Here is a 26852-nt window from a genome sequence, read left to right as displayed (position 1 = left end):
CGCCACCCGTCCGGGTGACACCGCGCCCCCGCGTGCACGAACGTGCACCGGGGGCGCACGTCGTCGCCTTGACCGTTCCTTGGGGTGCGGAGAAGGTGGGGGTGGTCGGGACGACGAGGCCTCGACGCACCTGACGTGGGCGGTCGTGCCCAGGTCGACGGGAGGACGGACAGCGTGAAGAAGCTCATCAACGACCCCCAGGACGTCGTCGCCGAGTCGCTCGAGGGCTTCGCGGCCGCGCACCCGGACCTCGTCGAGGTGCACCTCGACCCGCCGTACGTGGTGCGGACGGGTGGCGCGCGCGAGGGCAAGGTCGGGCTCGTGAGCGGTGGCGGCAGCGGGCACGAGCCGCTGCACGCGGGGTTCGTCGGTGTCGGCATGCTCGACGCGGCCGTGCCGGGCGCGGTGTTCACGTCCCCGACGCCCGACCAGATCGCGCCCGCGATCCAGGCGGCCGACGGCGGAGCGGGGGTGCTCGCGATCGTCAAGAACTACACGGGCGACGTGCTCAACTTCGAGACGGGCGCGGAGCTCGCCGAGGCCGAGGGCGTGACCGTCCGCTCGGTCGTGGTCAACGACGACGTCGCCGTCGAGGACTCGCTCTACACCGCCGGCCGTCGCGGCGTCGCAGGGACCGTGTGCGTCGAGAAGATCGCAGGGGCGGCCGCCGAGCGCGGCGACGACCTCGACGCCGTCGCGGCCGTCGCCGAGAAGGTCATCGCCAACGTGCGGTCCATGGGCGTCGCGCTCACCGCGTGCACCGTCCCGCACGCCGGCAAGCCGAGCTTCGACCTGCCCGAGGACGAGATCGAGATCGGCATCGGGATCCACGGCGAGCCCGGCCGTCGGCGCATCCCGCTCGCGGGCGCGGACGAGATCACCGAGATGCTGCTGACGCCCGTGGTCGACGACCTGGGCCTGTCGGGCGGCGAGGAGGTGCTGCTGTTCGTCAACGGCATGGGGGGCACGCCCGCCTCCGAGCTGTACGTCGTCTATCGTCGGGCACGCGCGTTGCTCTCCGAGCGCGGGGTCGAGGTCACTCGCTCGCTCGTCGGCAACTACGTGACATCACTGGAGATGCAGGGCGCGTCGGTCACCGTGCTGCGGCTGGACGCCGAGACGACCGCCCTGTGGGACGCCCCCGTGCACACCACCGCCCTGCGGTGGTGAGGCTCCGGGACGTCCGCGGTCGAGGGGACGGGGCATGACGCTGGACGTGGCGTGGGCGGTGGCGTGGGTGCGTGCGAGCGCCGCGACGGTCGCCGAGCATCGCGACGAGCTGGTCGAGCTCGACCGCCAGATCGGCGACGGCGACCACGGGGAGAACCTCAACCGCGGCTTCAAGGCGGTCGTCGCCAAGCTCGACGCACTGCCCGAGCAGCCCGCCCAGATCGGCGACGTGCTCAAGCTCGTCGCGACGACGCTCATGTCGACGGTCGGCGGCGCGGCGGGACCGCTGTACGGCACGGCGTTCCTGCGGGCCGCGCGCGCGACCGACGTCACGGAGCTCGACAGCGGCGGTGTGGTCGCGCTGCTCGAGGCCGCGCTCGAGGGGATCGTCGCGCGCGGCAAGGCGACGACGGGCGAGAAGACGATGGTCGACGCGTGGACGCCCGCGACGGAGGCCGCGGTCGCGGCGGCCGACCAGGGCGCGGCACCCCCGGCGGTGCTCGCGGCGGCGGCCCAGGCGGCGGCCGACGGTGCGCAGGCCACGATCCCGCTGGTCGCGACCAAGGGACGGGCCAGCTACCTGGGCGAGCGCTCGGCGGGCCACCTCGACCCGGGTGCGCGGTCGACCGAGCTGCTCCTCGCCGCCGCGGCGCAGGCAGCGGCGTGACAGGCGAGCGCGCGACCGCCCGTGTCGCGCTCGTCCTCGTGTCGCACTCGCGCGGTCTCGCCGAGGGGGCGGTCGAGCTCGCCGGGCAGATGGCGCCGGGCGTGCTGCTGCTCGCGGCGGGCGGCGGTCCCGACGGCGGGCTGGGCACGAGCTTCGACCTGGTCGAGGCGGCGCTGACGGACGCGACCGCGGACGGTCGGTCGGCGGTCGTGCTGACCGACCTGGGTTCGGCGGTCCTGACCGCGGAGTCGGTGCTCGAGCTCGCGGAGCCCGACGTCGCCGCGCGTGTGCGGCTCGCGGACGCGCCGTTCGTCGAGGGAGCCGTCGCCGCCGCGGTCGCGGCGCACGGGGGAGCGGACCTCGCCGCCGTCGTGGCCGCGGCCGAGCACGCGGGGACGACGTTCGCGGCGGTGCCGCCGAGCGAGCCCGCTGCCCCGGCGGCCCAGGGGGACGACGTGGCGCGGGGCTCAGCGGTGCTGCGGAACCCCCTCGGGCTGCACGCGCGTCCCGCCGCGATCGTGGCGCGCATGATCGCCGGCTACGACGCGCGCGTCCGCGTGAACGGCGTCGACGCGGCGAGCGTCCTGCAGCTCATGAAGCTCGGTGCCGTGCAGGGGCAGGAGATCGTCGTCGAGGCCGAGGGGCCGCAGGCCGTCGAGGCGCGCGACGCGCTGCTCGACGCGGTGGAGGGCGGCTTCGGGGAGGTCTGACGCGACGCCTGGGCGCGCGGTCTGGATGGGCCGGGTGAGCGACGGCACAGAAACTGCATGGACTGCAAAGTTGCAGTGGATGTAATGTTGCATCCCATGCAGGAAGTCGACGCCGCGCGCGGACTCGCCGACCCCGCCGACACGCGGCCCGTCGACGAGTCGGCGCCCAGCATCGAGGAGCTCGTGGGCGCCCTCGGGCTCCGCGAGCGCAAGAAGCGCGCCCGCCGCGACGCGCTCATCGACGCCACCCACCGCCTCGTCGACCGCGACGGTCTCGACGCCGTCACGGTCGAGGCCATCTGCGAGGCCGCCGGCGTCTCCGTCCGCACGTTCTTCAACTACTTCGAGACGAAGGACGACGCGGTCCTCGGGCACGCGACGTACCCGATCGACCCGCTGGTCGAGGACGAGTTCGCGTCCGGGGGCCCCACGGGCCACCTCGTGACCGACCTCGAGCACCTCGTCGGCTCGCTGCTCGACGCCGCGCCCCCCGGCCGGGCGCGCATGGCGAAGGGCCTCGCCATCGCCGCGCAGGAGCCCCGGCTGCTCGCGCGGCACCTTGCGTGGCTCGACAAGCACAAGGGCAACCTCATGGCACTCGTCGCACGCCGGCTCGGCGACGACCCCGTCCACTCGCCCGACACCGTCGCCTCGCTCGCCCTGTTCCTCACGCACGCGACGTTCGTGCGCTGGGAGTCGGGCGGGAGCGAGGGCGAGATCCGCGACCACCTGCACACCGTCGTCGGGGAGCTGCGCGCGCTGCTCGCCGACTGACGCACCCGATCTGCCCGCCACCCGCGGGACGGGCGCGTCCGCGCGCCCGCACGACCACGCCATCCACGTCCCCTGAGAAGCAAGGAACCCCATGGCCACCGCCACCGTCCCCGACGTGGGAGCGAGCGACAAGCCGCTCGTCGTCCTCACGCCCCGCACCGTCTGGCTCATCTTCGGCGCCCTCATGGCGAGCATGTTCCTGTCGTCGCTCGACCAGTCGATCGTCGGCACCGCGATGCCGACCATCGTCGGCGAGCTCGACGGCGTCGAGCACCAGGGCTGGGTCGTGACGGCCTACATCCTGGCCATCGCGATCGTCATGCCGCTCTACGGCAAGTTCGGCGACATCTGGGGGCGGCGCTGGCCGTTCCTCGTCGCGATCGCGCTGTTCACGGCGGGCTCCGCGGTCGCCGGCTTCGCCGGGTCCTTCGGCTGGCTCGTCGTCGGCCGCGGCATCCAGGGCCTCGGCGGCGGTGGCCTCATGATCCTGTCGCAGGCGATCATCGCCGACATCGTCCCCGCCAAGGACCGCGGCAAGTACATGGGTCCGATGGGCGCCCTGTTCGGCATCGCGGCCGTCGTCGGCCCGCTGCTCGGCGGCCTGTTCACCGAGCACGCCGACTGGCGCTGGTGCTTCTGGATCAACATCCCCGTCGGCATCGCGGCGTTCGCCGTCGCGTGGTTCGCGCTCAAGCTGCCGTCGCACCGCTCGGGCCGCCGCATCGACGTCGCGGGCATCCTGTTCGTCGTCCTCGGCACGTCCGGCCTGGTCCTCGCCACCAGCTGGGAGAGCTGGAGCGGGCAGCGCGGCTACGACTGGTCCGACCCGGGCCTGCTCGCGCTCGTCGTCGGCACGCTGCTCTCGATCGCGCTGTTCATCGTGGCGGAGCTCAAGGCGTCCGACCCGCTGCTCCCGCTGCGCCTGTTCCGCAACCGCACCTTCACGATCGCGACGGCCATTGGCTTCATCCTCGGCATGGGCATGTTCTCCGCCCTCGCGTTCCTGCCGACGTTCCTCCAGATGTCGACCGGCGTGGGCGTCACGCAGTCCGGCTACCTCCTGCTGCCGATGATGGCGGGCGTCATGCTCACCGCGATCGGCTCGGGTATCGCGATCACCAAGACCGGCCGCTACAAGATCTTCCCCGTCGCGGGCCTCGCGATCACGACCGTCGGGATGGTGTGGCTGACCCGCATCACCGGCGACATGTCGATGTGGCTGTTCGGCGCGATGATCTTCGTGCTCGGCGCCGGCATGGGCCTCGTCATGCAGACGATCGTCCTGGCCGTGCAGAACGCGGTCGACCCGCACGAGCTCGGCACCGCGACGTCGGCGAACAACTTCTTCCGCGAGATCGGAGCGGCCGTCGGCGTCGCCGTGTTCTCCACGATGTTCACCAGCCGGCTCATCGAGCAGGTCACCGACGTGTTCGCGGGCGTGCCCGCCGGCTCCGGCGGCGAGGCGTCCGGCCTCACCCCGGACGTCGTCCAGCAGCTGCCCGAGCCGTTCAAGACCGGTGTCATCGACGCCTACGCGAGCAGCCTGTCGTCGTCGTTCTGGTACTTCATCCCGCTCGTCGTGGTCGGCTTCGTGCTCGCGCTGTTCCTCCGCGAGGTGAAGCTCTCCGACGTGGCCGGCATGGTCGCGCGCGGCGAGGCGGTCGCGGCGGACGACGTGCGTGCGGGCGCGGTCCGCGCGGACGCGACGGTCGACGGCGCGGTCGTCGTGGACGAGCTCTCGGCCTCCGCGCACGACGACGACGGGGCGCCCACCGCGGGCGACCGAGCGGCCGACGGCGACGCCGTGGGTGCCCGGTAACCTGACCCGATGAGCTCGACCGACCCGCAGGCCGTGCGCCGCAAGCGCCCCGCGAAGCCGCAGTTCACCCAGACGATGCTCGTTCTCGAGGCCTTCGTGGTGTTCTTCGCGACGCTCGTGGCGTACGGCCTGCGGGTCGCCGACACCGCCACCGTGTGGTGGGTCGGCGGCTCGCTCACCGTCGTCCTGGTCGTGCTCGCCGGCTGGGTCGGTCGACCCGGCGGCTACGTCGCGGGGTCGGTCGCGCAGGTCGTCGTCCTGGCCTGCGGCTTCGTGATCCCGATGATGTTCGTCGTCGGCGCGGTGTTCGCCGCGATGTGGGTGTTCTCGCTGCGCGTCGGCGGCCGCATCGACCGCGAGCGTGCCGAGTGGGACGCCGCGCACCCCGGCATGGTCGGCCCCTGACCGTTCACGGACACGTCACCGGGCCGCCCGGGCGCCCCCGTTAGGGTGACGCCCATGACTGACACGCAGTGCACCCTGGTCCTCGTCAAGCCCGACGGAGTCCGCCGGGGTCTGGTGGGGGAGATCCTGCGTCGCATCGAGGCGAAGGGCTACACGCTCGTCGCCGTCGAGCTCCGCGAGGCCGACGAGGCGCTGCTCGCGGAGCACTACGCCGAGCACGCCGGCAAGCCGTTCCTCGAGCCGCTCGTCGAGTTCATGCGGTCCGGCCCGGTGCTGGCCGCGGTCGTCGAGGGGCACCGCGTGATCGAGGGCTTCCGCTCGCTCGCCGGCGCGACCGACCCGACCGTCGCCGCCCCCGGCACGATCCGCGGCGACCTGTCCCGCGACTGGGGCTTCAAGGTCATCCAGAACCTCGTGCACGGCTCGGACGGCGAGGAGTCGGCGGCGCGCGAGATCGCGCTGTGGTTCCCGTCGCTCTGACGCCCCTCACCTGACACCGACGGCGGGCGGCGGACGCGCCCCGCGTCCCCGACCGCCCGCCGTCCACGTCCTAGGCTTCCCCCGTGCACCTCAAGACCCTCACCCTGCGGGGGTTCAAGTCGTTCGCCTCGGCGACGACGCTGAGCTTCGAGCCGGGCGTCACCTGCGTGGTCGGCCCGAACGGGTCGGGCAAGTCGAACGTCGTCGACGCGCTCGCGTGGGTCATGGGGGAGCAGGGGGCCAAGTCGCTGCGCGGCGGCAAGATGGAGGACGTCATCTTCGCCGGCACCGCGGGCCGTCCGCCGCTCGGCCGCGCCGAGGTCGCGCTGACCATCGACAACACCGACGGCGCTCTGCCGATCGAGTACACCGAGGTCACGATCTCCCGGACGCTGTTCCGCAGCGGCGGGTCGGAGTACGCGATCAACGGGCAGGGCTGCCGGCTGCTCGACATCCAGGAGCTGCTGTCCGACTCGGGCCTGGGCCGCGAGATGCACGTGATCGTCGGGCAGGGGCAGCTCGACGCGGTGCTGCGTGCGACGCCCGAGGAGCGGCGCGGGTTCATCGAGGAGGCCGCGGGCGTCCTCAAGCACCGCAAGCGCAAGGAGAAGGCGCTCCGCAAGCTCGACGCGATGCAGGCCAACCTCACGCGGCTCGGTGACCTGACCGGTGAGATCCGTCGCCAGCTGGGACCGCTCGGGCGGCAGGCCGAGGTCGCGCGCAAGGCCGCCGTCGTCCAGGCCGACCTGCGCGACGCGCGCGCCCGCCTGCTCGCCGACGACCTCGCGCAGCTCAGCGCGACGCTCGAGCAGGAGATCGCCGACGAGTCCGCGCTGCTCGCCCGCCGCGCCGAGGTCGAGCAGGCGCTCGCCGCGGCCCGCGACGGGCTCACCGCCCTGGAGCGCGAGGCCGCCGAGGCGACCCCGCACCTCACCGAGGTCACCGAGGTCTGGTACCGCCTGTCGTCGCTGCGCGAGCGGCTCCGGGGCACGGCGTCGCTCGCCGCGGACCGCGTGCGGCTGCTCGGCAGCGCCGGGTCGGAGCGCACGGGCGGGCAGGACCCCGACGACCTCGCCGCGCAGGCGGAGCGCGTCCGGGCCGCGGAGGCCGAGCTCGCCGCCGAGGTCGACCTCGCACGCGTCGCACTCGAGGCCGCGGTGACGGCCCGCCAGGAGGCCGAGCAGGCGGCGGCGGCCGCGGAGAAGGAGCTCGCGACCGCGCTGCGCGGTGCCGCCGACCGGCGCGAGGGCGTCGCCCGGCTCGCCGGTCAGGTTGCCGCCCGCCGCAGCCGCGTCGAGGCGACCCAGGCCGAGATCGGGCGCCTGCACGAGACGCTCGCCGCTGCCCGGGAGCGCGAGGCCACCGCGCACACCGAGTTCGTCGCGCTCGAGTCCGAGGTCGCGGGCGTCGAGGCCGGCGAGGAGGGGCTCGACGCCGCGCACGAGGCCGCCGCCGAGGCCCTCGACGTCGCGACCGAGCGGCTCACGGACCTGCAGCAGCGGCTGTCCGAGGCCGAGCGTGAGCACGGGGCGCTCGTCGCGCGGGCCGAGACGCTCGAGCTCAGCCTCACGCCCAAGGACGGCGCGGGTGCGCTGCTCGCCGCCGACGGCCTCACGGGCACGGTCGGGTCGGTCGCGGCGCTGCTCGCGGTCGACGCGCGCGACGAGGAGGCCGTCGTCGCGGCGCTCGGTGCCCTCGCCGACGGTGTCGCGGTCGAGTCGGTCGACGCCGCCGTGGACGCGCTGCGGTGGCTGCGCACCGAGGACGCCGGACGCGCGACGCTGCTGGTCGCGGGCGCGCCCGACGCGGGTCCCGTGGTGGACCTGCCGCCCGGCGCCGACCGTGCGGTCGACCTGGTCACCGCCCCGCCGCTCGTCCAGGCGACCGTCCGCGCGCTGCTCGCCGACGTCGTCGTCGTGGACGACCTCGCGACCGCCCGCGCGCTCGTCGCGCAGCACCCGCACCTCGTCGTCGCGACCCGCGCGGGCGACGTCCTGTCCCGGCATCGCGCGTCCGGCGGGTCGGCGACCGCACCGAGCGCGCTGCACCTGCAGGCCGCGCTCGACCAGGCCCGCTCCGGCGCGGACGAGGCGACGGCCACCGCGGAGCGTCTGCGCTTCGAGATCGCCGGCGCGACCGCCGAGCAGCAGCACGCCCGCGACGAGCACGACCGCACGCTCGCCCGGCTCAACGAGTCCGACGCCGCACTGGCCGCCGTCGCGGAGCAGCTCGGCCACCTGGGGTCCGCCGTCCGGGCCGCGCGCGCCGAGGCCGACCGCGTCGAGGCGTCGCTCACGGCCGCCTCCGCGACCCTGGAGTCGGACGCCGCGGAGCTCGCCGACCTCACCGCTCGCCTCGCGGTCGCCGAGGACGAGCCCGTCGACACCGAGGCGACCATCGCAGAGGCGACCGAGCGCCGCGACTCCCTGGCCGGCCTGGCCACGGGCGCGCGCTCGCGCGAGACCGAGGCCCGCCTGACCCTGCGCACGAGCGAGGAGCGCGCGCGGGCCCTGTCGGGGCGCGCCGCGTCGCTCGAGCGTGCCGCCGAGGCCGAGCGCGCCGCGCGGCAGAAGGCCGCCGAGCGCGAACGCGTGCGCGCGCGCCAGGCGGCCGCGGCCGTCGCGGTCGGGCAGGGTGCCGCGCACGCGCTCGCCGCGATCGAGGGCTCGCTGCGCCAGGCGTCGACCGAGCGCGAGGCCGCCGAGGCCGCCCGGACCGAGCGCGAGCAGCAGCTCTCCGCGACGCGCGCGCGGGTCGACGAGCTCGCGCGCGAGCTCGCGCAGCTCACCGACGCCGCGCACCGCGACGAGGTCGCCCGCACCCAGCAGCGCCTGCGCATCGAGCAGCTGCAGAACCGGTCGGTCGAGGAGCTCGGGCTCGACCCCCAGGTGCTGCTCGACGAGTTCGGCCCGCACCGCGACGTGCCCGTCGTGCTGCCGCCGGGCACCGAGCCCGACGCCGACGCGCCGTCCGCGGTGCCGTTCGTGCGCGAGCAGCAGGAGAAGCGGCTGAAGGCTGCCGAGCGCGCGCTGTCGCTGCTCGGACGTGTCAACCCGCTGGCCCTCGAGGAGTTCGCCGCGCTCGAGGAGCGGCACAAGTTCCTCACCGACCAGCTCGCCGACCTCAAGAAGTCGCGCGCGGACCTGCTGGAGATCGTCAAGGAGATCGACGAGCGCGTCGAGCAGGTGTTCGCCGAGGCGTACCGCGACACCGCTGCCGCGTTCGACGTCGTCTTCCCGCGCCTGTTCCCGGGCGGTGAGGGGCGCCTGGTGCTGACCGATCCCGACGACATGCTCACCACGGGCATCGAGGTCGAGGCGCGCCCGGCCGGCAAGAAGGTCAAGCGTCTGTCGCTGCTGTCCGGCGGCGAGCGGTCGTTGACGGCCGTCGCGCTGCTCGTCGCCATCTTCAAGGCGCGGCCGTCGCCGTTCTACGTCATGGACGAGGTCGAGGCGGCCCTCGACGACGCCAACCTCGGCCGGCTGCTCGACATCTTCCGCGAGCTGCAGGAGGACTCCCAGCTCATCGTCGTCACGCACCAGAAGCGCACGATGGAGATCGCCGACGCCCTCTACGGCGTGACGATGCGCGGCGACGGCGTCACGACCGTCGTGAGCCAGCGCATGCGCGAGGACGTCGCCGTCTGACCCCCGGACCCGGGCGACCGGGACGAGCCGGGCGGCGGGTGTGGAGATCGTGTGAGGGCTGCCCGCCGCGCGGGTGACGTCGCGCGCGTCGGGCCCCGGGGCGCGGAGGATGGACCCGTGGCTGTGCTCGTCGGGATCCTCGTGTCGCTCCTCGTCGCCTTCGCCGTGCTGATCCTCGCCGGCGTCGCGGCGGGCTCCGGCGCGCCCGGGGACGAGCGCACGGGCCCGTGGCGCGCGTTCCGCGCGGGCTGGGCGGCGCGCAAGCACCCCGACGCCGACCAGACCGCGGCCGCGGCCGCCGCGTCGGTGCGTCCCGTCGACGTGTCGCTCGACGAGTTCCTCCGCGCGACCGCCGACGAGGGCGACCCGTACCTGCAGGTCGACGACCTCGCCGACACGCTGCAGCGCGCGAGCCGCAAGGCCGCGCGCGCCCTGCCCCGCCAGCGCGGCGCCTGACGGGCGCACCGTCCTGCCTCCTGGTGCGGCGCCTGACCGCCGCACCGCGGTGACCTGACCGACCGGTCCACCCCGGGTGTGGGCCAGGTCGCACCGGCGCGTCGGTGGGCGGGCTCGCGCGCACGCCCGCCGCCCAGGGAGACTGTGCGCGTGGATCAGGACACCCTCAACACCCTCCTCGCCGTCGGCATCCCGACGGTCGTCGTCGTCACCGTCGGCACGCTGCTGGTCACGCTGCGCCGCGGCCGCGGCGGCAGCACCCCGACGCAGGACGTGCCGCCGCCCGTGCCGGCACCCGAGGCGCCCTTCGGCGACCCGCAGGCTCCCGCGGCGACACCGGTCCCGGTCGACACCGCTCCCGGGACGGCCGTCCCGCCCGAGGCGGCGCCCGACGACGTCGCTGAGCTCGACCGCCCGCCCGTCCTGGAGGTCCCGGCGCCCGTCGCCGGACGTCTGACCCGCCTGCGCGACCGCCTGTCCCGGTCCGGCTCGCCGCTCGGCACCCGCCTGCTGCAGGTCCTGTCGCGCGACCACCTCACGGAGGACGACTGGGACGAGCTCGAGGAGACGCTGCTGCTCGCCGACGTCGGCGCCGGCCCGACCACCGAGATCGTCGACGCGCTGCGCACGCGCGTCCGGGTCGAGGGCCTGCGTGAGCCCGGTCAGGTGCGCACCGTGCTGCGCGACCAGCTGCTCGCGATCGTGGACCCGACGCTCGACCGCTCGCTGCACACCGACCCGGGCGCCACCGCGGACGGCGCGGCTGTCCCGGCGGTCGTGCTCGTGGTCGGCGTCAACGGCACGGGCAAGACGACGACCGTCGGCAAGCTCGCGCGCGTCCTGGTCGCCGACGGGCGCACGGTCGTGCTCGGCGCGGCCGACACGTTCCGCGCCGCGGCGGCCGACCAGCTCGAGACGTGGGGCTCGCGCGTCGGCGTGCGGACCGTGCGGTCCGACAAGGACGGCGCCGACCCCGCGTCGGTCGCGTTCGACGCCGTGCGCACGGGGAAGACCGAGGCGGTCGACGTCGTGCTCGTCGACACGGCCGGCCGCCTGCAGAACAAGGCCGGCCTCATGGACGAGCTCGGCAAGATCACGCGCGTCCTCACGCGCGAGGCGCCGCTCGCCGAGGTGCTGCTCGTCCTCGACGCCACGACCGGTCAGAACGGGCTCAACCAGGCGCGCGTGTTCGCCGAGGTCGCGGGCGTCACGGGCATCGTCCTCACCAAGCTCGACGGCACCGCGAAGGGTGGCATCGTCGTCGCCGTGCAGCGTGAGCTCGGCGTCCCGGTCAAGCTCGTCGGGCTCGGCGAGGGCCCCGACGACCTCGCGCCGTTCGACCCCGAGGCGTTCGTCGACGCGCTGCTCGCGCAGTAGCCCGGCGCCCCCGGTGGGCGCCCGCTGCTGGACGGATGCCCACCACGAAACCGAACGTTTACGCCCGGGTGAGCGTTGTCACACCGCTGTAACACCCTCAGCCCATCGCCGAAACGGTCCTGGCCGACCTTTGGTACCGGACCAGCCACCCCCGGCTGGCGACGGGAGAGGCGATTTCGATGTTCGAACTCGACAGCGGGAACACCGCGTTCATGATCCTCGCCGCGTCTCTGGTGCTGCTGATGACGCCCGCCCTGGCGTTCTTCTACGGCGGCATGGTGCGCGGCAAGAGCGTGCTCAACATGATGATGATGAGCTTCGGTGCCCTCGGCATCGTCTCGCTCATCTGGGTCCTGTACGGCTACTCGGCCACGTTCGGCGGCGACTACGGCGGCTTCGTCGGCAACCCGTTCGAGTACTTCGGCCTGCAGGGCGCGACCGACGAGCAGAGCCTCATGGCCGCCACGGGCGTGCCGTTCCTCGTCGCCGCGGGCTTCCAGCTCACGTTCGCGGTCATCACCGTCGCGCTGATCTCCGGCGCGATCGCGGACCGCTTCAAGTTCAACACCTGGCTCGTCTTCGCGGCGATCTGGGTCACGGTCGTCTACATCCCGCTGGCGCACATGGTTTGGGGCGGCGGCCTGCTCGGCGGCGGCTGGTTCCTCGCCGGCTCGCTCCCCACGCCGATCGACTTCGCCGGTGGGACCGTCGTCCACATCAACGCGGGTGTCGCGGGCCTGGTCCTCGCGATCGTCACGGGCAAGCGCCGCGGCTTCGGCCGCGAGCCGATGCGGCCGCACAACCTGCCGTTCGTCATGCTGGGCGCCGCGCTCCTGTGGTTCGGCTGGTTCGGGTTCAACGCGGGCTCCGAGTTCGCCGCCGACGGCACCGCCGGTCGCGCCTGGGTCAACACGACGGTCGCCACCGCGGTCGCGATGCTCGCCTGGCTCGCCACGGAGAAGGTCCGTGACGGCCACGCCACCTCGCTCGGTGCCGCGTCCGGCGTCGTCGCGGGTCTCGTCGCGATCACCCCGGCGGCCGCGGCCGTCGACACGTGGGGTGCCATCGGCATCGGCGTCGTCGCGGGCATCCTCTGCGCGCTGGCGGTCGGCCTGAAGTACCGGTTCGGCTACGACGACTCGCTCGACGTGGTCGGCGTCCACCTGGTCGGCGGCCTCGTCGGCACGGTCCTCATCGGCTTCTTCGCGACCGACGCGAACGCGACCTGGTACGCGGACGGCGCCGAGAACGGCCTGTTCTACGGTGGTGGCGTCGGGCAGCTGGCCACGCAGATCATCGTCGCCCTGTGCGCGGTGCTCTTCAGCGGTCTGGCCACGCTCGTCATCGCCCTCATCCTCAAGGCCACCATCGGCCTGCGGGCGACGGAGGAGGACGAGGTCGGCGGTCTCGATCTCGCCACGCACGGCGAGACGGCGTACGAGTCCCTGGGCGCGGGCGCCCGGGTCGTGACGGAGGTGAAGTGATGACGAAGCTCGTGACGGCGGTCATCCAGCCGCACCGGCTGGACGACGTGAAGTCGGCCCTCGAGGCGGCGGGTGTGCGGGGTCTGACGGTGAGCGAGGCGAGCGGCTACGGCCGTCAGCGCGGGCACACCGAGGTCTACCGCGGTGCGGAGTACACCGTGGACCTGGTGCCGAAGGTCAAGATCGACGTGCTGGTCGCCGACGCGGACGCCGCGAGCGTCACCGAGGTGATCGTGCGCGCCGCGCAGACCGGCAAGATCGGCGACGGCAAGGTCTGGGTCGTGCCGGTCGAGGACGTGGCTCGCGTCCGCACCGGTGAGCACGGCGACGACGCCCTCTGAGCAGGACGGTCCCGCACAGCACATGACGCAGAACCGGCCGCCCGCGGGGGGCGCGGCCGAGCACGAGTCGCCGGAGGTCCCGCACCCCCTCGTCGGGGTGCGGGACCTCCGCGTCGAGCGGCTCGACCTCGCCGCCCGCCTCACGGGCCCCACCGCCGACGGGGTCGCGCGCCGCGCGGCCGCCGTCGACCTGGTCCGGCACCGCCTCGCCGAGCTCTGGCACCAGGCGACCGACGGGCAGGACGTCAACGGCATCGCGCTCGGCGCGGTCGGCAGCATCGGCCGCGGCGACGCGAGCCCGGTGAGCGACCTCGACCTGCTGCTCGTGCACGAGGGGCGTGGGCACTCGCCCGAGCAGCTCGCCGAGCTCGCGCAGCGGCTCTGGTACCCGATCTGGGACGCCGGGCTCGACCTCGACCACTCGGTCCGCTCGCTCGCGCAGTGCCGCCAGGTCGCGTCGAAGGACCTCCCGGCCGCGGTCGGCCTGCTCGATCTGCAGCCGGTCGCGGGCGACGCGGTGGTGATCGCGCGCGCCAAGTCGGCGCTGCTCGAGGACTGGCGGTCCGCGGCCCGCCGCCGCCTGCCCGAGCTGCTGGCGTCGACCCGGCAGCGCGCCGAGCAGCACGGCGAGCTCGCGTACCGCATCGAGCCCGAGCTGAAGGAGGCCCGCGGCGGCATCCGCGACGCGGTCGTGCTCAGCGCGCTCGCGGCGACGTGGCTCACCGACCGCCCGCACGGCGCGGTCGACCACGCGTACGCGCACCTCCTGGACGTGCGCGACGCCGTCCAGGTCGCGACGCGTCGGCACACCAACCGGCTGCTGCTCGCCGACCAGGACGAGGTCGCGGCGCTCGTCGGCTTCGACGACCGCGACGACCTGCTCGCGAGCATCGCGGAGGCGGGCCGCGTCATCTCGTACGCGCTCGACACGACCGCGCGCAACGCCCGTCAGGCGCTCCAGCGGCCCGCGCGCAGGCCCGTGCTGGTCCGCGGACGCCGGACGCCGCCGCGCCTGCGGCCCATCGCGGAGGACCTGGTCGAGCACGACGGCGAGATCGTCCTCGCGGTCGACGCCCGCCCGGCCGAGGACCCGCTGCTCTCGCTGCGCGCCGCGGCGACCGCCGCCCGGACGGGACTCGCGCTCTCGCCGGTGACCGTCGCGAGCCTCACGGCGACGCCTCCGCTGCCGACACCGTGGCCCAAGGCGGCACGGACGTCCTTCCTCCAGCTGCTCGCGTCGGAGCACGCGCAGGTGCCGATCTGGGAGGCGCTCGACCTGGCGGGCGTGGTGACGACGTGGATCCCGGAGTGGGCCGGCGTGCGGAACCGGCCGCAGCGCTCGCCCGTGCACCGGCACACCGTCGACCGGCACCTCGTCGAGACCGTCGCGCGCGCGGGGCACGCACGCCGGGACCTCGCGCTCGGCGACACGCTGCTGCTCGCCGCGGTCCTGCACGACATCGGCAAGCGCGCGGGGGCGGGGGACCACTCCGTCGAGGGTGCGCGGCTCGCCGCGCCGATCGTGCTGCGCATGGGCTTCGACGACCAGGTCGCGACGGACGTCGCGCGCCTCGTGCGCGAGCACCTGACGCTCGTCGAGCTCGCCACGACGGCCGACCCGGACGACCCCGCGACCGTCGACCGCCTCCTCGACGCGGTCGACCACCGCGCCGACCTGCTCGCGGTGCTCCGCGCGCTGACCGAGGCCGACGCGTCCGCGGCCGGTCCCGCGGCGTGGAGCGCGTGGCGCGGCACCCTCGTCGACGACCTCGTCGCGCGGGCCGGCCGGGTCCTGACAGGTACCCTGGGACGTCCGTGATCCCCGAAGCGTGAGGACCGCCCGGTGTTCGCCACCCTGTCCGACCGACTGACGTCGACCTTCAAGAACCTGCGCACCAAGGGCCGTCTGTCCGAGGCGGACATCGACGCGACCGTGCGCGAGATCCGCCGCGCGCTGCTCGACGCGGACGTCGCCGTGCCGGTCGTGCGGTCCTTCACGGGGGCCGTGCGCGAGCGCGCGCTGTCCGTCGAGGTGTCGCAGGCGCTCAACCCGGCGCAGCAGGTCGTCAAGATCGTCAACGACGAGCTCGTGTCGATCCTCGGCGGCCAGAACCGGCCGCTCGCGTACGCCAAGCGTCCGCCGACCGTCATCCTGCTCGCGGGTCTGCAGGGTGCGGGCAAGACGACCCTCGCGGGCAAGCTCGCGCTGCACCTCAAGAACCAGGGCCACACGCCGCTGCTCGTCGCGGCGGACCTCCAGCGCCCCAACGCGGTCACGCAGCTCCAGGTCGTGGGGGAGCGCGCCGGCGTGCCGGTGTACGCGCCGCACCCCGGCAACCAGGGCTCCGACGACTACCTGCCCGCCGGCGCGGACCCGGTGTCGGTCGCCCGCCAGGGCCTCGAGACCGCGCGCACCCGCCAGCACGACGTGCTCATCGTCGACACCGCGGGCCGCCTCGGCGTCGACGCCGAGCTCATGCAGCAGGCCTCCGACATCCGCGACGCGGTCGAGCCCGACGAGATCCTCTTCGTCATCGACGCGATGATCGGCCAGGACGCGGTCGCGACCGCGCAGGCCTTCGCGGACGGCGTCGGCTTCACGGGCGTCGTGCTGTCCAAGCTCGACGGCGACGCGCGCGGTGGTGCCGCGCTGTCCGTCGCGTCGGTGACGGGCCGACCGATCCTGTTCGCCTCCACGGGTGAGAAGCTCACGGACTTCGAGGTCTTCCACCCCGACCGCATGGCCTCGCGCATCCTCGACATGGGTGACGTGCTCACGCTCATCGAGCAGGCCGAGAAGGCGTTCGACGCCGAGCAGGCCGAGAAGATGGCCGGCAAGCTCGTCAGCGGCGAGGACTTCACGCTCGAGGACTTCCTCGTGCAGATGCAGCAGCTGCGCAAGATGGGCCCGCTCAAGAACATGTTCGGGATGCTCCCCGGCATGGGCCAGATGCGGGAGGCCCTCGACAGCTTCGACGAGCGCGAGGTCGACCGCATCGAGGCGATCATCCGCTCGATGACGCCCGCCGAGCGGCAGAACCCGAAGATCATCAACGGCTCGCGCCGCGCCCGCATCGCGCGCGGTTCGGGCACCACGCCGACCGACATCAACCAGCTCGTCGAGCGGTTCGACGGCGCGCAGAAGATGATGCGCCAGATGGCCAAGGGCGGCGGCATGCCGGGCATGCCGGGGATGGGCAACCTGCCGGGCATGGGCGGCAAGAAGTCGCGGGGCAAGACCGCGGCTCCCGCGCGGAAGGTCAAGGGCAAGTCGGGGAACCCCGCGAAGCGTGCCGCGCAGGAGCGGGCGGCGCTCGAGCGCGGCCCCGCGACGCCGGCGGCGACCGGCTCGGCCTTCGGGCTCGGCCAGCCGGCCGCGCAGCAGGACGTCGACCCGGCGGACCTGCAGCTCCCCGCCGGGCTGGACCGTTTCCTCGGCCGCTGACGCCATGACGGCCGGCGAGGTGCTGCACCTGCGCGGGACCGTCGTGCTCGACGACGACCGCGAGGTCGGGGAGGCGTGGGTCGTCGGCGGACGCGTGACGTTCTCCCGTCCTGCCGCGTCGCCCACGGCGACGCTCGACGGGTGGGTGCTGCCCGGCCTCGTCGACGTGCACTGCCACATCGGGCTCGCGTCCGACGGGCCTGTCGACGACGGCACCGCGGAGAAGCAGGCGCTGGCCGACCGCGACGCGGGCGTTCTGCTGGTGCGCGACGCGGGCTCGCCCGCCGACACCGGCTGGGTGCACGCGCGCGACGACCTGCCGCGGCTGATCCGCGCCGGCCGGCACCTCGCCCGTCCCAAGCGCTACCTGCGCCACTACGGCCGCGAGCTCGCGACCGTGGACGAGCTGCCCGCCGCGGTCCGCGAGGAGGCCGCGCGCGGCGACGGCTGGGTCAAGCTCGTCGCCGACTGGATCGACCGCGACCTCGGCGCCGACGGCGACCTGCGACCGCTCTGGCCGCGCGACGTGCTGGCCGAGGCGGTCGCCGCCGCGCACGACGCCGGTGCGCGCGTCACCGCCCACACGTTCGCGACCGAGTCGCTCGACGACCTGCTCGACGCGGGCGTCGACTGCCTCGAGCACGCGACCGGCGCGTCCCCCGAGCACGTCGAGCGCATCGCCGCCGCCGGCATCCCCGTCACCGCGACGCTCCTGCAGGTCGCGCAGTTCCCGGCGATCGCCGCCCAGGGCGCCGAGCGCTATCCGCTGTTCGCTGCGCGCATGCGCGCGATGGGGGAGCGGCGGTACGACCACGTGCGCGACCTGCACGACGCGGGCGTGCGCGTGCTCGTCGGCACGGACGCGGGCGGCACGATCGGGCACGGCCGGATCGCCGAGGAGGCGACGGAGATGGCGCGCGCCGGCATCCCCGACCGGGACGTGGTCGCGGCTGCGAGCTGGCGGACCCGTGCCTGGCTGGGCGCCGACGGGCTGAGCGAGGGCGCGTCGGCCGACCTGGTCGTCTACACCTCCGACCCGAGGGACGACGTGCGCGTGCTCGCCGACCCGGCCGCCGTGGTCCTGCGCGGGCAGCGGGTGCGCTGACCGGCGCGGACGTCGACGACGGCCTCCGTGGACGGCCCGTCGGACGGCCGTCGTCGCACGCAGCCGACCGGCTTGGGAGCACGGTGCGACGTCTGGCACAATGGTCGGCTGTACCCGATGGCTGCAGCCCCTCTACCTGCTGTCGTCGTGTCCTCGGCCGGACGGCGCCCCACCCCACGGGCAGCGCCTCGAGGCCACCCCAGCAGATCCAGGAGAAGACCACACCGTGGCCACGAAGATCCGTCTCAAGCGTCTCGGCAAGATCCGGGCGCCGTACTACCGCATCGTCGTCGCGGACTCGCGCACCAAGCGCGACGGCCGCGTCATCGAGGAGATCGGCAAGTACCACCCGACCGAGGAGCCCTCGTTCATCGAGATCACCTCGGACCGCGCGCAGTACTGGCTCGGCGTCGGCGCGCAGCCGACCGAGCAGGTCCTCGCGCTCCTCAAGGTCACCGGCGACTGGCAGAAGTTCAAGGGCCTGCCGGGCGCCGAGGGCACCCTGCGGACCAAGGGCGACAAGGCCGACCCGAAGGCCGCGATCGAGGCCGCCGCCGCTGACGCCGAGAAGGTCAAGGCGACGGCGTCGGAGAAGAAGGCCGCCGTTGCCGAGGCCCCGGCCGACGAGGCGCCCGCCGCCGAGGACGAGCAGGCCTGATGCTCGCCGACGCGCTCGAGCACCTGGTGCGCGGGATCGTCGACCACCCGGACGACGTGCGCGTGAGCGCCTCGTCCCTGCGGCGCGGCGAGCTCCTCGAGGTCCGGGTCCACCCGGACGACCTCGGACGCGTCATCGGTCGCGGCGGACGCACCGCCCGTGCGCTGCGCACCGTCGTCGGGGCGCTGTCCCCGGACGGCGCGGTGCGCGTCGACGTCGTGGACGTCGACCGCCGCTGACCCGCCCCCGGGCACGCCGTCACGGCGGCTGCCCGACGGCTCGACAGGCCCGGTCCCCTAACCTGGGGACCGGGCCTGTGCCGTGCCTGCCCGTCGTCGCCCTGCCGTCGTCGCCCGCCCGGAACCGGGCGCCCGATCCACGCCGTATCCCTCGGAGGAACTCCCATGCTGCTGACCGTCGCGCGGATCGGACGTGCGCACGGCCTGCGCGGCGAGGTCGCGCTCGACCTGCGCACCGACGCGCCCGAGGACCGGCTCGCCGCGGGAGCGGTGCTCACCACCGAGCCCGCGTCGGCCGGCCCGCTCACCGTCGTGCGGACGCGCGTGCAGCAGGGCCGCTGGTACGTGACGTTCGCCGAGGCGTCCGACCGCACCGCCGCGGAAGGGCTGACCGGGGTGACGCTCGTCGTCGACGCGGACGACTCCGACGACGACGAGGACGCCTGGTACCCGCACGAGCTCGCCGGCCTGCGGGCCGAGCACGTCGACGGCCGGGTCCTCGGCGAGGTCGTCGGTCTCGAGCACGCGCCCGCGCACGACGTCCTGGTGGTCCGGGAGACCGACGGCGCCCGGACGCTCGTGCCGTTCGTCCGGGCGATCGTCCCGGTGGTCGACGTCGCCGGCGGACGCGTCGTGCTCGACCCGCCGGGCGGGCTTCTCGCGTCGGACGCCGCCAACCTCGTGGTGTCCGACGAGACGCGGGGCGACGGCGCCGCAGGCACGCGCGACGGCGTGGACGACGAGGCCTGACGTGCGCGTCGACGTCGTCACGATCTTCCCCGACTACCTCGCGCCGCTCGACCTCTCGCTCGTCGGCAAGGCGCGCACCGCCGGGCTCTTGGACCTGCGCGTGCACGACCTGCGCGACTGGACGTCGGACCGCCACCGCACCGTCGACGACACCCCGTTCGGCGGTGGTGCGGGCATGGTGATGCGGCCCGACGTGTGGGGGAGGGCGCTCGACGACCTGCTCGACGAGGGCTCGCACCTGCTGCTGCCGACCCCGTCGGGCACGCGCTTCACGCAGCGGACCGCCGAGCGCCTCGCGACCGAGACGCACCTCGTCGTCGCGTGCGGGCGGTACGAGGGCATCGACGCACGCGTGGCCGAGCACTACGCGACCCGCTCCGGCGTGACGGTCAGCGAGTTCTCCCTGGGCGACTACGTGCTCAACGGCGGGGAGGTCGCGGCGCTCGTGCTGGTCGAGGCCGTCGCCCGCCTGCTCCCGGGCGTCGTGGGGAACCCGGAGTCGCTCGTCGAGGAGTCGCACGGCGCCGCCGGGCTGCTCGAGTACCCCGTCTACACGAAGCCGCCGACCTGGGCCGAGCTCGACGTGCCGGAGGTGCTGCTGTCCGGGCACCACGGCCGCATCGCGCGCTGGCGGCGTGACCAGGCGCTCGTCCGCACGGCGGCACGGCGTCCCGACCTGCTCGACGCGCTCGCCCCCGACCAGCTCGACGCGCACGACCGCGCGACGCTGCAGGCGACGGGGTGGTCGCCCGGTTCCGCGGAGCCGCAGGTGACCGGTTCCGGCGCGACCGACGGTCCGGCGCGCGCCGACGCCTGACGCGATTACCGCGGGCGGGTGCCGCTGTGGCAGACTTGTCCGCTGGTGCGCGCAGGTCGCGTCTCTGCCACAGGGGAGACGGCCCACGGCCAGCCGGGAACCGCCGATCGCTCGGCCCCGGACGCACCGGAACCAGACCATCGCAGGCGCCCGCCCCTCGCGGCCGGGGCGCCCACGAGAACGTTCCTGACCTGTGGCAGGGCGGGGAAGCGGCACACATGCACACGCTCGACCAGCTCGACGCAGCCTCGCTGCGCAACGACGTCCCGGACTTCCGCCCCGGTGACACCGTCAAGGTCAACGTCAAGGTCGTCGAGGGCAACCGCTCGCGCGTCCAGGCGTTCCAGGGTGTCGTCATCGCCCGCCAGGGCGCCGGCGTCCGTGAGACGTTCACGGTCCGCAAGATCAGCTTCCAGGTCGGCGTCGAGCGCACCTTCCCGGTGCACTCCCCGTCGCTCGAGTCGATCGAGGTCGTCACCCGCGGTGACGTCCGTCGCGCGAAGCTGTACTACCTGCGTGGCCTGCGCGGCAAGAAGGCCAAGATCAAGGAGAAGCGCGAGAGCGTGCCGTCGAAGGGCTGAGCCTGCTCGACGCTCCACGACGGGCGGTCACCCTCCGGGGTGGCCGCCCGTCGGCGTCTCCGCACCCTCGCCCGACGGTCGCCGCCCCGCCCTCCCGTACGCGTCCCCGCACCCGTCACGGGCGCCTGCACCGACCCCTCACAGCCGGGTCACAGAAGCCCCGTGACCGTGTCGTGGTCAGGTACACGAACGGCCCTGCGGCGTGCGAGAGTGTGCGGGTGATCGACCGTCCCGCCGAGGGAGTCCACGAGCAGCCCCGGCGCACCCCCTGGCCGCGGGAGGGCCTCGTGCCCCCGCCCACCGACGACCACGCGCAGGGCGACGACGCCCCCGACGACCGGCGCTCGCGCCGGAACCGGCACGTCGCGAAGCGCCAGCGCAACGGCGCGCTGTCGATGCTCCGCGAGACCGTCATCATCCTCGTCAGCGCCCTCGCGCTGTCGCTCGTCGTCAAGACGTTCCTCATCCAGGCGTTCTTCATCCCCAGCCCCTCGATGCACGACACGCTCATCGAGGACGACCGGATCCTCGTCAGCAAGCTGACCCCGGGTCCGTTCGACCTGCGGCGCGGCGACATCGTCGTGTTCAAGGACCCGGGCGGCTGGCTCAACGGCGCCGGGGAGGTCGCGCCGACGGGCGTCAACAAGGTCGTGCGGGACGTCCTCACGTTCATCGGCCTGTACCCCCAGGACGCGGGCGAGCACCTGGTCAAGCGTGTGATCGGGCTGCCCGGAGACCACGTCGTGTGCGACGACGCGTGCGTCGCGGGCGGGCCCTTGACGGTGAACGGCGTCGCGATCGACGAACCGTACGTCGCGCCCGGCGCGATCCCGAGCGACGTGCCGTTCGACGTCACGGTCGCACCCGAGTCGTTGTGGGTCATGGGCGACAACCGGCAGCGCTCGCTCGACTCGCGGTTCAACATGGCGAAGCCGGGCGGCGGCGCCGTGCCGATCAAGAACGTCGTGGGCGTCGCGTTCGTGACCGTGTGGCCGCTCGACCGCGCCGGGCTGCTGCGCAACCCGTCGGCGACGTTCGAGGACGTCCCGGACCCGTCGTGACCGCGGACCTCGCCACCGCCGCGCCTCGTGCCGCGAGGGGCGTGAAGGCGCGCAGCGGACCGCACCTCCGGCACGAGCGCGTGCTGCTGCGGGAGGGCGCGCGGCTCGTCGCAGGCATGGACGAGGTCGGCCGCGGCTCGCTCGCGGGACCCGTGAGCGTCGGGGTGGTCGTCGTCGACGCCGCGACGCGGTCGGCGCCCCGCGGGGTGGCCGACTCCAAGCTGCTCACGCCCCTCGCGCGCACGGCGCTGCTGCCCGCGCTGCGGCGCTGGGGGCTCGCGCGGGCCGTCGGTCACGCGAGCGCGGCCGAGATCGACGCGGTCGGGATCATCGCCGCGCTGCGGCTCGCCGGGACGCGAGCGCTCGCCGAGGTACGCACCCAGATCGGACCCGTCGACGTCGTGCTGCTGGACGGCTCGCACGACTGGCTGTCCGGCCCGACCCAGCAGGACCTCTTCGCGGCCGTCGAGGCCGAGGTCCCGCCGACGCCGCGCGTGCTCACGCGCGTCAAGGCCGACCGCTCGTGCGCGACCGTGGCCGCGGCGTCCGTGCTGGCCAAGTGCGAGCGCGACGCGATGATGGTCGAGCTCGCCGCGCAGCACCCGGACTACCGCTGGGACGAGAACAAGGGCTACTCGTCGCCGGACCACCTGGACGCGCTGCGCACGCTCGGGCCGTGCGTCCTGCACCGCCGGTCGTGGCGACTGCCGACCGCGACGGAGGGCGTCCTGGGCGCCGAGGTCGCGGACCTCGAGCCGCTCGTGCCGCTCGACGCGTTCGGCCTGCCGGAGGCCGTGCACGCGTCGCTCGTCGATCCGGACTGACCGGGACGACCGGGGCCCGCGGCGGGTCGCGGTGGCGTGCCGCCCGTGGGCATGGGGGATGATGGACGCGTGAGCGCCGAGGACCTGGAGAACTACGAGACCGACATGGAGCTCGCGCTGTACCGCGAGTACCGGGACGTCGTGGGGCTCTTCTCGTACGTCGTCGAGACCGAGCGGCGGTTCTACCTGGCCAACCACGTCGACCTGCAGGTGCGGTCCGCCGCCGGCGAGGTCTACTTCGAGCTGAGCCTCGCCGACGCGTGGGTGTGGGACGTCTACCGGTCCGCGCGGTTCGTGAAGTCCGTGCGCGTCGTGACGTTCAAGGACGTCAACGTCGAGGAGCTCGCGAAGACCGAGCTCGACCTCGGCGGCGGGACAGCCTTCCCGCGCTGACGCACCGCGGGACACGCTTCCCGGAGTGCGGGCGACGCGGGAGGACCTTGCCGCGCCGCCGGCGCTGCGGGGCCTCCGCCGCCGCGCTGACGCGCGACGCCTCCGCCGCCGCGCTGACGGACGACGCGTTCGCCCCGCGCCGCGCTGACGCACGACGCGTCCGCCCCGCGCGCGTCGAGCCCCCAGTACCGCCCAGGACGACTGCGCGTCGTCGACGCGAGCGCGAACCGTCCACAGCCCGCCAGGTGCGGCGCGCGTCCACGGGTCGGCCGGACGGCTGCGTGCACCCCCTTCGGCCGCCGCGAGGCTGCCTCCGGAGGTGGTCCGGTGCGTGCGAAGGACGCGGTGGGACGGTACGGCGAGGACGTGGCGGCGGCGCACGTGCGCGAGCGCGGCTGGCAGGTGCTCGAGCGCAACTGGCGGTGCTCCGACGGCGAGCTCGACCTCGTGGCGCTCGACGGCACGGAGCTCGTGGTGGTCGAGGTCAAGACCCGACGGTCGACGACGTACGGGTCGCCCGCCGAGGCGGTGACCGCGCGCAAGCTCGCCCGGATCCGGCGGCTCGCCGCGCGCTGGCTCGCCGCGCACGACGTCCGCCCGGCCTCCGTCCGCGTCGACGTCGTGTGCGTGCTCGTCCCCGCCCGCGGGGCCGCGCAGGTCGAGCACCTCGTGGGGGTGGTCTGAGTGACCCTCGGCCGCACCCTGGCCGTCGCCCTCGTCGGCCTGGCCGCCCACGTCGTGGACGTCGAGGCGCACCTCGCGCCGTCGCTCCCGGCGTTCACCCTCGTCGGTCTCCCCGACGCGTCGCTCGCGGAGGCGCGCGACCGGGTCCGGGCTGCGGTGACGTCCAGCGGGCTCGCGTGGCCGAACCGCCGGATCACCGTGAACCTCTCGCCGGCGACCCTGCCGAAGTCCGGGTCCGCGTTCGACCTCGCGATCGCGGTCGCCACGCTCGCCGGTGCCGGGCTCGTCGACGCCGACCGCGTGCACGGTCTCGTCCACGTCGGCGAGCTGGGGCTCGACGGCCGCCTGCGCCCCGTGCGTGGCGTCCTGCCGGCCGTGGCGGCGGCGGTCGCCGCCGGTCACGCGCGGGTCGTCGTCCCGGCCGGCAACGTCGCCGAGGCGCGGCTCGTGCCCGGTGCGCGGGTCGTCGGGGCGACCACGCTCGCCGAGGTCGCCGCCGGGTACGGCGCAGACGTCCCGGTCCCCGACCTGCCACCCGTCGACGGGCTCGTGTCCGGGACCGCGCGCACCGCTCGTGACCTCGACCTCGCGGACGTCCTGGGGCAGGAGGACGCGCGGCACGCGCTGGAGGTCGCCGCGGCCGGCGGGCACCACCTCCTGATGGTCGGCCCGCCCGGGACGGGCAAGACGATGCTCGCGTCGCGCCTCCCGGGCCTGCTGCCCGACCTCGACGAGCGCGCCGCGGTCGAGGTGACGTCGGTGCACCCGATCGCGGGCACGTTCGACCCCGGCGCGGGGCTGCTGACCCGCCCGCCGTTCGAGGACCCGCACCACACGGCGACGCCGGCGAGCGTGGTCGGCGGCGGCTCCGGCGTCCCGCGACCCGGCGCGGCGTCGCGCGCCCATCGCGGCGTGCTCTTCCTCGACGAGGCGCCCGAGTTCACGACGGCGGTGCTGCAGACCTTGCGGCAGCCCCTCGAGCACGGCGAGCTCGTCCTGCACCGGGCCGCCGGCGCCGCGCGCTACCCGGCACGCTTCCAGCTCGTGCTCGCCGCCAACCCCTGCCCCTGCGGTCGCGCGGTCGGCAAGGGCCTCGACTGCACGTGCCGCAGCGAGCAGCGGCGCCGGTACTTCGCCCGGCTCTCCGGGCCGTTGCTCGACCGCGTCGACCTCCAGGTCGAGCTGCCCCCGACCCGGCCCGGCGGAGCCGCCGGCGACGCGACCGCGGTCGTCGCCCGACGCGTGACCGATGCGCGGGCGGCGCAGGCGGAGCGTCTGGCCGGCACCCCGTGGCGGACGAACGCCGACGTGCCGGGCTCCTGGCTGCGCGAACGCCTCGGCTCCGACCGTGCCGTCGTCTCCGACCTCGACCGTGCCCTCGAGCGCGGCACGCTGAGCCTTCGAGGCGTCGACCGCGTGGTCCGGGTCGCCTGGACGCTCGCCGACCTGGACGGTCGGGCCTCGCCGAGCCGGGCCGACGTCGGCCGCGCGCTGCTGCTGCGGACGCGGGGGCACGGCGCATGAGCGTCTCGGAGCGGGAGCGCCGGGCTCGGGCGACGTGGAGCGCGCTCGTGGAGCCCGGCGATGCGGTCGCCGGCGCGCTCGTGTCGACGTTCGGCGCGGCCGAGGCCTGGGACCGTGTGAGACTCGCCCTGCGCGCGAGCCCGGACGGTGCAGGCGCAGCGGGGCTGGTGCTGGACGCAGGCGACGGACGGGACGCGACAGCGCCGCGTGGGCGAGCCGACGACCGGGAGGGCGGTGACCACGACGGTCGGCCCGTCGGCCAGCGGGAGGAGGGCCCGGGTCGCGCCCGTCTTGCCCGAGCGCTCGCTCGATGGGCACCGCGAGCGTCGACGGTGGACGGCGGTGCGCTGCTCGGCGCGCTCGACGGACTGGGTGGCGGGTTCCTCGTGCCGGGGGACGACGGGTGGCCGGAGGCCCTCGACGCGCTCGGGCCTGCGGCTCCGTTCGGGCTCTGGGTGCGTGGCGCTGCTGACCTCGCGCGGACCGGCGCGCGCGGCGTCGCGGTGGTGGGTGCACGTGCGGCGACCACCTACGGGGAGCGCGTCGCGCACGACCTCGCGGCCGGCCTCGCCGCGCGTGCCGTCACGGTCGTGTCCGGGGGTGCCTTCGGGATCGACGCCGCCGCGCACCGGGGGGCGCTCGCCGGGTCCGGCCGCACGGTCGTCGTGCTCGCCGGTGGCGTCGACCGGGCCTACCCACGGGGCAACGCGCGGCTGCTCGAAGCGGTCGTCGCCGACGGTGGGACGGTCGTCTCCGAGGTCCCGGTCGGCTCGGTCCCGACACGCGTCCGCTTCCTGCAGCGCAACCGGCTCATCGCGGGCCTCGCGACCGCGACAGTCGTCGTCGAGGCAGCGTGGCGGTCCGGTGCGATCAGCACGGCGTACCACGCGTCGACCCTGCTCCGGCCCGTCGGTGCGGTGCCTGGACCCGTGACGTCCGTCGCGTCGGCCGGGTGTCACCGGCTGCTGCGGTCCGGAGTCGCGGTCTGCGTGACGGACACCGCGGAGGTGCTCGAGCTCGCCGGCCTGGACGGCCCGGCAGCCGACCCGTCCGACGTCCCGACCCGTCCCGGAGACGGCCTGCCCGAGCACGTCCGCCGTGTTCTGGAGGCCGCACCGTCGCGCCGCGCGCTCGAGCCCGGCGCGCTCGCCGTCGCCGCAGGGGTCAGCCTCGCGGAGGCGCACGCCGCGCTGGGGCTGCTCGAGCTCGACGGTCTCGTCCGCCGCGAGGGCGCGGGATGGCGCCGCGCACGGCCCTGACACGCCGCGCTGCGGAGGAGCTGGGCCACCGGCGTAGCGAGCATCCGGCGGTTGCGCGACGACTCACGGACGCGGTGCGGAGGACGGCGTCACCCCGTGGGGGACGCAGGGACGCGCGTTGCGGGGCGTACCGGTCGACACGTGCGGGACGGCTGGACGCCCGTGGCGTGGGGGCGGGCAAC

General features: G+C 74.8%; 26 protein-coding genes. All 26 read left to right on the top strand.

Translation table 11 applies throughout. From position 1 onward, the window contains the following. Positions 1–174 precede the first annotated feature (174 nt). The 26 genes from dhaK to dprA all read left to right on the top strand — a co-directional run bounded on the left by dhaK (position 175) and on the right by dprA (position 26670). Positions 175–1170, top strand: coding sequence for a dihydroxyacetone kinase subunit DhaK (gene dhaK / locus KOV94_RS09390; RefSeq protein WP_218051887.1), 996 nt, complete (start codon positions 175–177; stop codon positions 1168–1170). 34 nt (positions 1171–1204) lie between these two features. Beyond that, a complete protein-coding gene (gene dhaL / locus KOV94_RS09385) occupies positions 1205–1837 on the top strand; it encodes a dihydroxyacetone kinase subunit DhaL (protein WP_218051886.1) in 633 nt (210 codons plus the stop codon). Beyond that, positions 1834–2547, top strand: a complete 714-nt coding sequence (dhaM, locus tag KOV94_RS09380; RefSeq protein WP_218051885.1) for a dihydroxyacetone kinase phosphoryl donor subunit DhaM — start codon at positions 1834–1836, stop codon at positions 2545–2547. Before dhaL ends, dhaM begins: the two co-directional genes overlap by 4 nt. 96 nt (positions 2548–2643) lie before the next feature. Then, complete coding sequence (locus KOV94_RS09375; protein WP_225916402.1) at positions 2644–3321, top strand: TetR/AcrR family transcriptional regulator; 678 nt, start codon at positions 2644–2646, stop codon at positions 3319–3321. Between the two features lie 91 nt (positions 3322–3412). After that, positions 3413–5140 (top strand): MDR family MFS transporter, encoded by a 1728-nt coding sequence (locus KOV94_RS09370; protein ID WP_124344403.1) that lies wholly within the window; start codon positions 3413–3415, stop codon positions 5138–5140. Between the two features lie 9 nt (positions 5141–5149). After that, positions 5150–5545: a DUF4233 domain-containing protein gene (locus KOV94_RS09365; protein WP_124344402.1), complete on the top strand. Its 396-nt coding sequence runs from the start codon at positions 5150–5152 to the stop codon at positions 5543–5545. 54 nt (positions 5546–5599) lie between these two features. Then, complete coding sequence (gene ndk / locus KOV94_RS09360; protein ID WP_218051883.1) at positions 5600–6025, top strand: nucleoside-diphosphate kinase; 426 nt, start codon at positions 5600–5602, stop codon at positions 6023–6025. Between the two features lie 83 nt (positions 6026–6108). Then, positions 6109–9672, top strand: coding sequence for a chromosome segregation protein SMC (smc, locus tag KOV94_RS09355; protein WP_218051882.1), 3564 nt, complete (start codon positions 6109–6111; stop codon positions 9670–9672). A gap of 117 nt (positions 9673–9789) precedes the next feature. After that, entirely contained in the window at positions 9790–10128 is a 339-nt protein-coding gene (locus KOV94_RS09350) for a hypothetical protein (RefSeq protein WP_218051881.1), read from the top strand. A 150-nt stretch (positions 10129–10278) separates the two neighbouring features. Continuing rightward, a complete protein-coding gene (gene ftsY / locus KOV94_RS09345) occupies positions 10279–11505 on the top strand; it encodes a signal recognition particle-docking protein FtsY (protein ID WP_218051880.1) in 1227 nt (408 codons plus the stop codon). 179 nt (positions 11506–11684) lie between these two features. Continuing rightward, positions 11685–12989, top strand: a complete 1305-nt coding sequence (locus tag KOV94_RS09340; RefSeq protein WP_124343009.1) for an ammonium transporter — start codon at positions 11685–11687, stop codon at positions 12987–12989. Then, positions 12989–13330 carry a P-II family nitrogen regulator gene (locus tag KOV94_RS09335; protein ID WP_124343010.1) on the top strand — a complete coding sequence of 114 codons (342 nt, stop codon included), beginning with the start codon at positions 12989–12991 and terminating at the stop codon, positions 13328–13330. Before KOV94_RS09340 ends, KOV94_RS09335 begins: the two co-directional genes overlap by 1 nt. Positions 13331–13352: 22 nt before the next feature. After that, complete coding sequence (locus KOV94_RS09330; RefSeq protein ID WP_218051879.1) at positions 13353–15149, top strand: [protein-PII] uridylyltransferase; 1797 nt, start codon at positions 13353–13355, stop codon at positions 15147–15149. Positions 15150–15173: 24 nt separating this feature from the next. Next, positions 15174–16775, top strand: coding sequence for a signal recognition particle protein (gene ffh / locus KOV94_RS09325; protein WP_124343929.1), 1602 nt, complete (start codon positions 15174–15176; stop codon positions 16773–16775). A gap of 4 nt (positions 16776–16779) precedes the next feature. After that, positions 16780–17880 carry an amidohydrolase family protein gene (locus KOV94_RS09320; RefSeq protein ID WP_218051878.1) on the top strand — a complete coding sequence of 367 codons (1101 nt, stop codon included), beginning with the start codon at positions 16780–16782 and terminating at the stop codon, positions 17878–17880. Between the two features lie 226 nt (positions 17881–18106). Next, positions 18107–18538 (top strand): 30S ribosomal protein S16, encoded by a 432-nt coding sequence (gene rpsP / locus KOV94_RS09315; RefSeq protein WP_124343927.1) that lies wholly within the window; start codon positions 18107–18109, stop codon positions 18536–18538. After that, positions 18538–18777 (top strand): RNA-binding protein, encoded by a 240-nt coding sequence (locus tag KOV94_RS09310; RefSeq protein WP_124343926.1) that lies wholly within the window; start codon positions 18538–18540, stop codon positions 18775–18777. Before rpsP ends, KOV94_RS09310 begins: the two co-directional genes overlap by 1 nt. Before the next feature lie 165 nt (positions 18778–18942). Beyond that, entirely contained in the window at positions 18943–19527 is a 585-nt protein-coding gene (gene rimM, locus KOV94_RS09305) for a ribosome maturation factor RimM (RefSeq protein WP_124343925.1), read from the top strand. 1 nt (position 19528) lies between these two features. Further along, positions 19529–20344 (top strand): tRNA (guanosine(37)-N1)-methyltransferase TrmD, encoded by an 816-nt coding sequence (trmD, locus tag KOV94_RS09300; protein WP_124343924.1) that lies wholly within the window; start codon positions 19529–19531, stop codon positions 20342–20344. A 218-nt stretch (positions 20345–20562) separates the two neighbouring features. Further along, complete coding sequence (gene rplS, locus KOV94_RS09295) at positions 20563–20925, top strand: 50S ribosomal protein L19 (protein WP_124343923.1); 363 nt, start codon at positions 20563–20565, stop codon at positions 20923–20925. A 218-nt stretch (positions 20926–21143) separates the two neighbouring features. Continuing rightward, positions 21144–21986, top strand: a complete 843-nt coding sequence (gene lepB / locus KOV94_RS09290) for a signal peptidase I (RefSeq protein ID WP_308160464.1) — start codon at positions 21144–21146, stop codon at positions 21984–21986. Next, on the top strand, positions 21983–22810 hold the full coding sequence (gene rnhB, locus KOV94_RS09285) for a ribonuclease HII (protein ID WP_124343922.1): 828 nt from the start codon (positions 21983–21985) through the stop codon (positions 22808–22810). Before lepB ends, rnhB begins: the two co-directional genes overlap by 4 nt. Before the next feature lie 69 nt (positions 22811–22879). Beyond that, on the top strand, positions 22880–23203 hold the full coding sequence (locus KOV94_RS09280; protein WP_124343921.1) for a DUF2469 domain-containing protein: 324 nt from the start codon (positions 22880–22882) through the stop codon (positions 23201–23203). Between the two features lie 327 nt (positions 23204–23530). Further along, entirely contained in the window at positions 23531–23887 is a 357-nt protein-coding gene (locus KOV94_RS09275; protein WP_124343943.1) for a YraN family protein, read from the top strand. Next, a complete protein-coding gene (locus KOV94_RS09270) occupies positions 23888–25411 on the top strand; it encodes a YifB family Mg chelatase-like AAA ATPase (RefSeq protein WP_218051877.1) in 1524 nt (507 codons plus the stop codon). It begins immediately after the preceding gene. Positions 25412–25743: 332 nt separating this feature from the next. After that, complete coding sequence (gene dprA / locus KOV94_RS09265) at positions 25744–26670, top strand: DNA-processing protein DprA (RefSeq protein WP_235843521.1); 927 nt, start codon at positions 25744–25746, stop codon at positions 26668–26670. Positions 26671–26852 lie beyond the last annotated feature (182 nt).

Source organism: Cellulomonas algicola, assembly GCF_019024305.1.
In the GTDB taxonomy this organism is placed as follows: Bacteria; Actinomycetota; Actinomycetes; order Actinomycetales; family Cellulomonadaceae; genus Cellulomonas; species Cellulomonas algicola.
The sequence above is the reverse complement of the archived record's forward strand: the minus strand, read 5'-3'. Positions and strand labels throughout refer to the sequence as shown.

What these genes read in the sequence shown, in the direction of transcription:
- dhaL (WP_218051886.1), top strand. Translation starts at nt 1,205, where the DNA reads ATGACGCTGGACGTGGCGTGGGCGGTGGCGTGGGTGCGTGCGAGCGCC.
- KOV94_RS09375 (WP_225916402.1), top strand. Translation starts at nt 2,644, where the DNA reads ATGCAGGAAGTCGACGCCGCGCGCGGACTCGCCGACCCCGCCGACACG.
- KOV94_RS09370 (WP_124344403.1), top strand. Translation starts at nt 3,413, where the DNA reads ATGGCCACCGCCACCGTCCCCGACGTGGGAGCGAGCGACAAGCCGCTC.
- KOV94_RS09365 (WP_124344402.1), top strand. Translation starts at nt 5,150, where the DNA reads ATGAGCTCGACCGACCCGCAGGCCGTGCGCCGCAAGCGCCCCGCGAAG.
- ndk (WP_218051883.1), top strand. Translation starts at nt 5,600, where the DNA reads ATGACTGACACGCAGTGCACCCTGGTCCTCGTCAAGCCCGACGGAGTC.
- KOV94_RS09340 (WP_124343009.1), top strand. Translation starts at nt 11,685, where the DNA reads ATGTTCGAACTCGACAGCGGGAACACCGCGTTCATGATCCTCGCCGCG.
- KOV94_RS09335 (WP_124343010.1), top strand. Translation starts at nt 12,989, where the DNA reads ATGACGAAGCTCGTGACGGCGGTCATCCAGCCGCACCGGCTGGACGAC.
- KOV94_RS09330 (WP_218051879.1), top strand. Translation starts at nt 13,353, where the DNA reads ATGACGCAGAACCGGCCGCCCGCGGGGGGCGCGGCCGAGCACGAGTCG.
- KOV94_RS09320 (WP_218051878.1), top strand. Translation starts at nt 16,780, where the DNA reads ATGACGGCCGGCGAGGTGCTGCACCTGCGCGGGACCGTCGTGCTCGAC.
- KOV94_RS09310 (WP_124343926.1), top strand. Translation starts at nt 18,538, where the DNA reads ATGCTCGCCGACGCGCTCGAGCACCTGGTGCGCGGGATCGTCGACCAC.
- rimM (WP_124343925.1), top strand. Translation starts at nt 18,943, where the DNA reads ATGCTGCTGACCGTCGCGCGGATCGGACGTGCGCACGGCCTGCGCGGC.
- rplS (WP_124343923.1), top strand. Translation starts at nt 20,563, where the DNA reads ATGCACACGCTCGACCAGCTCGACGCAGCCTCGCTGCGCAACGACGTC.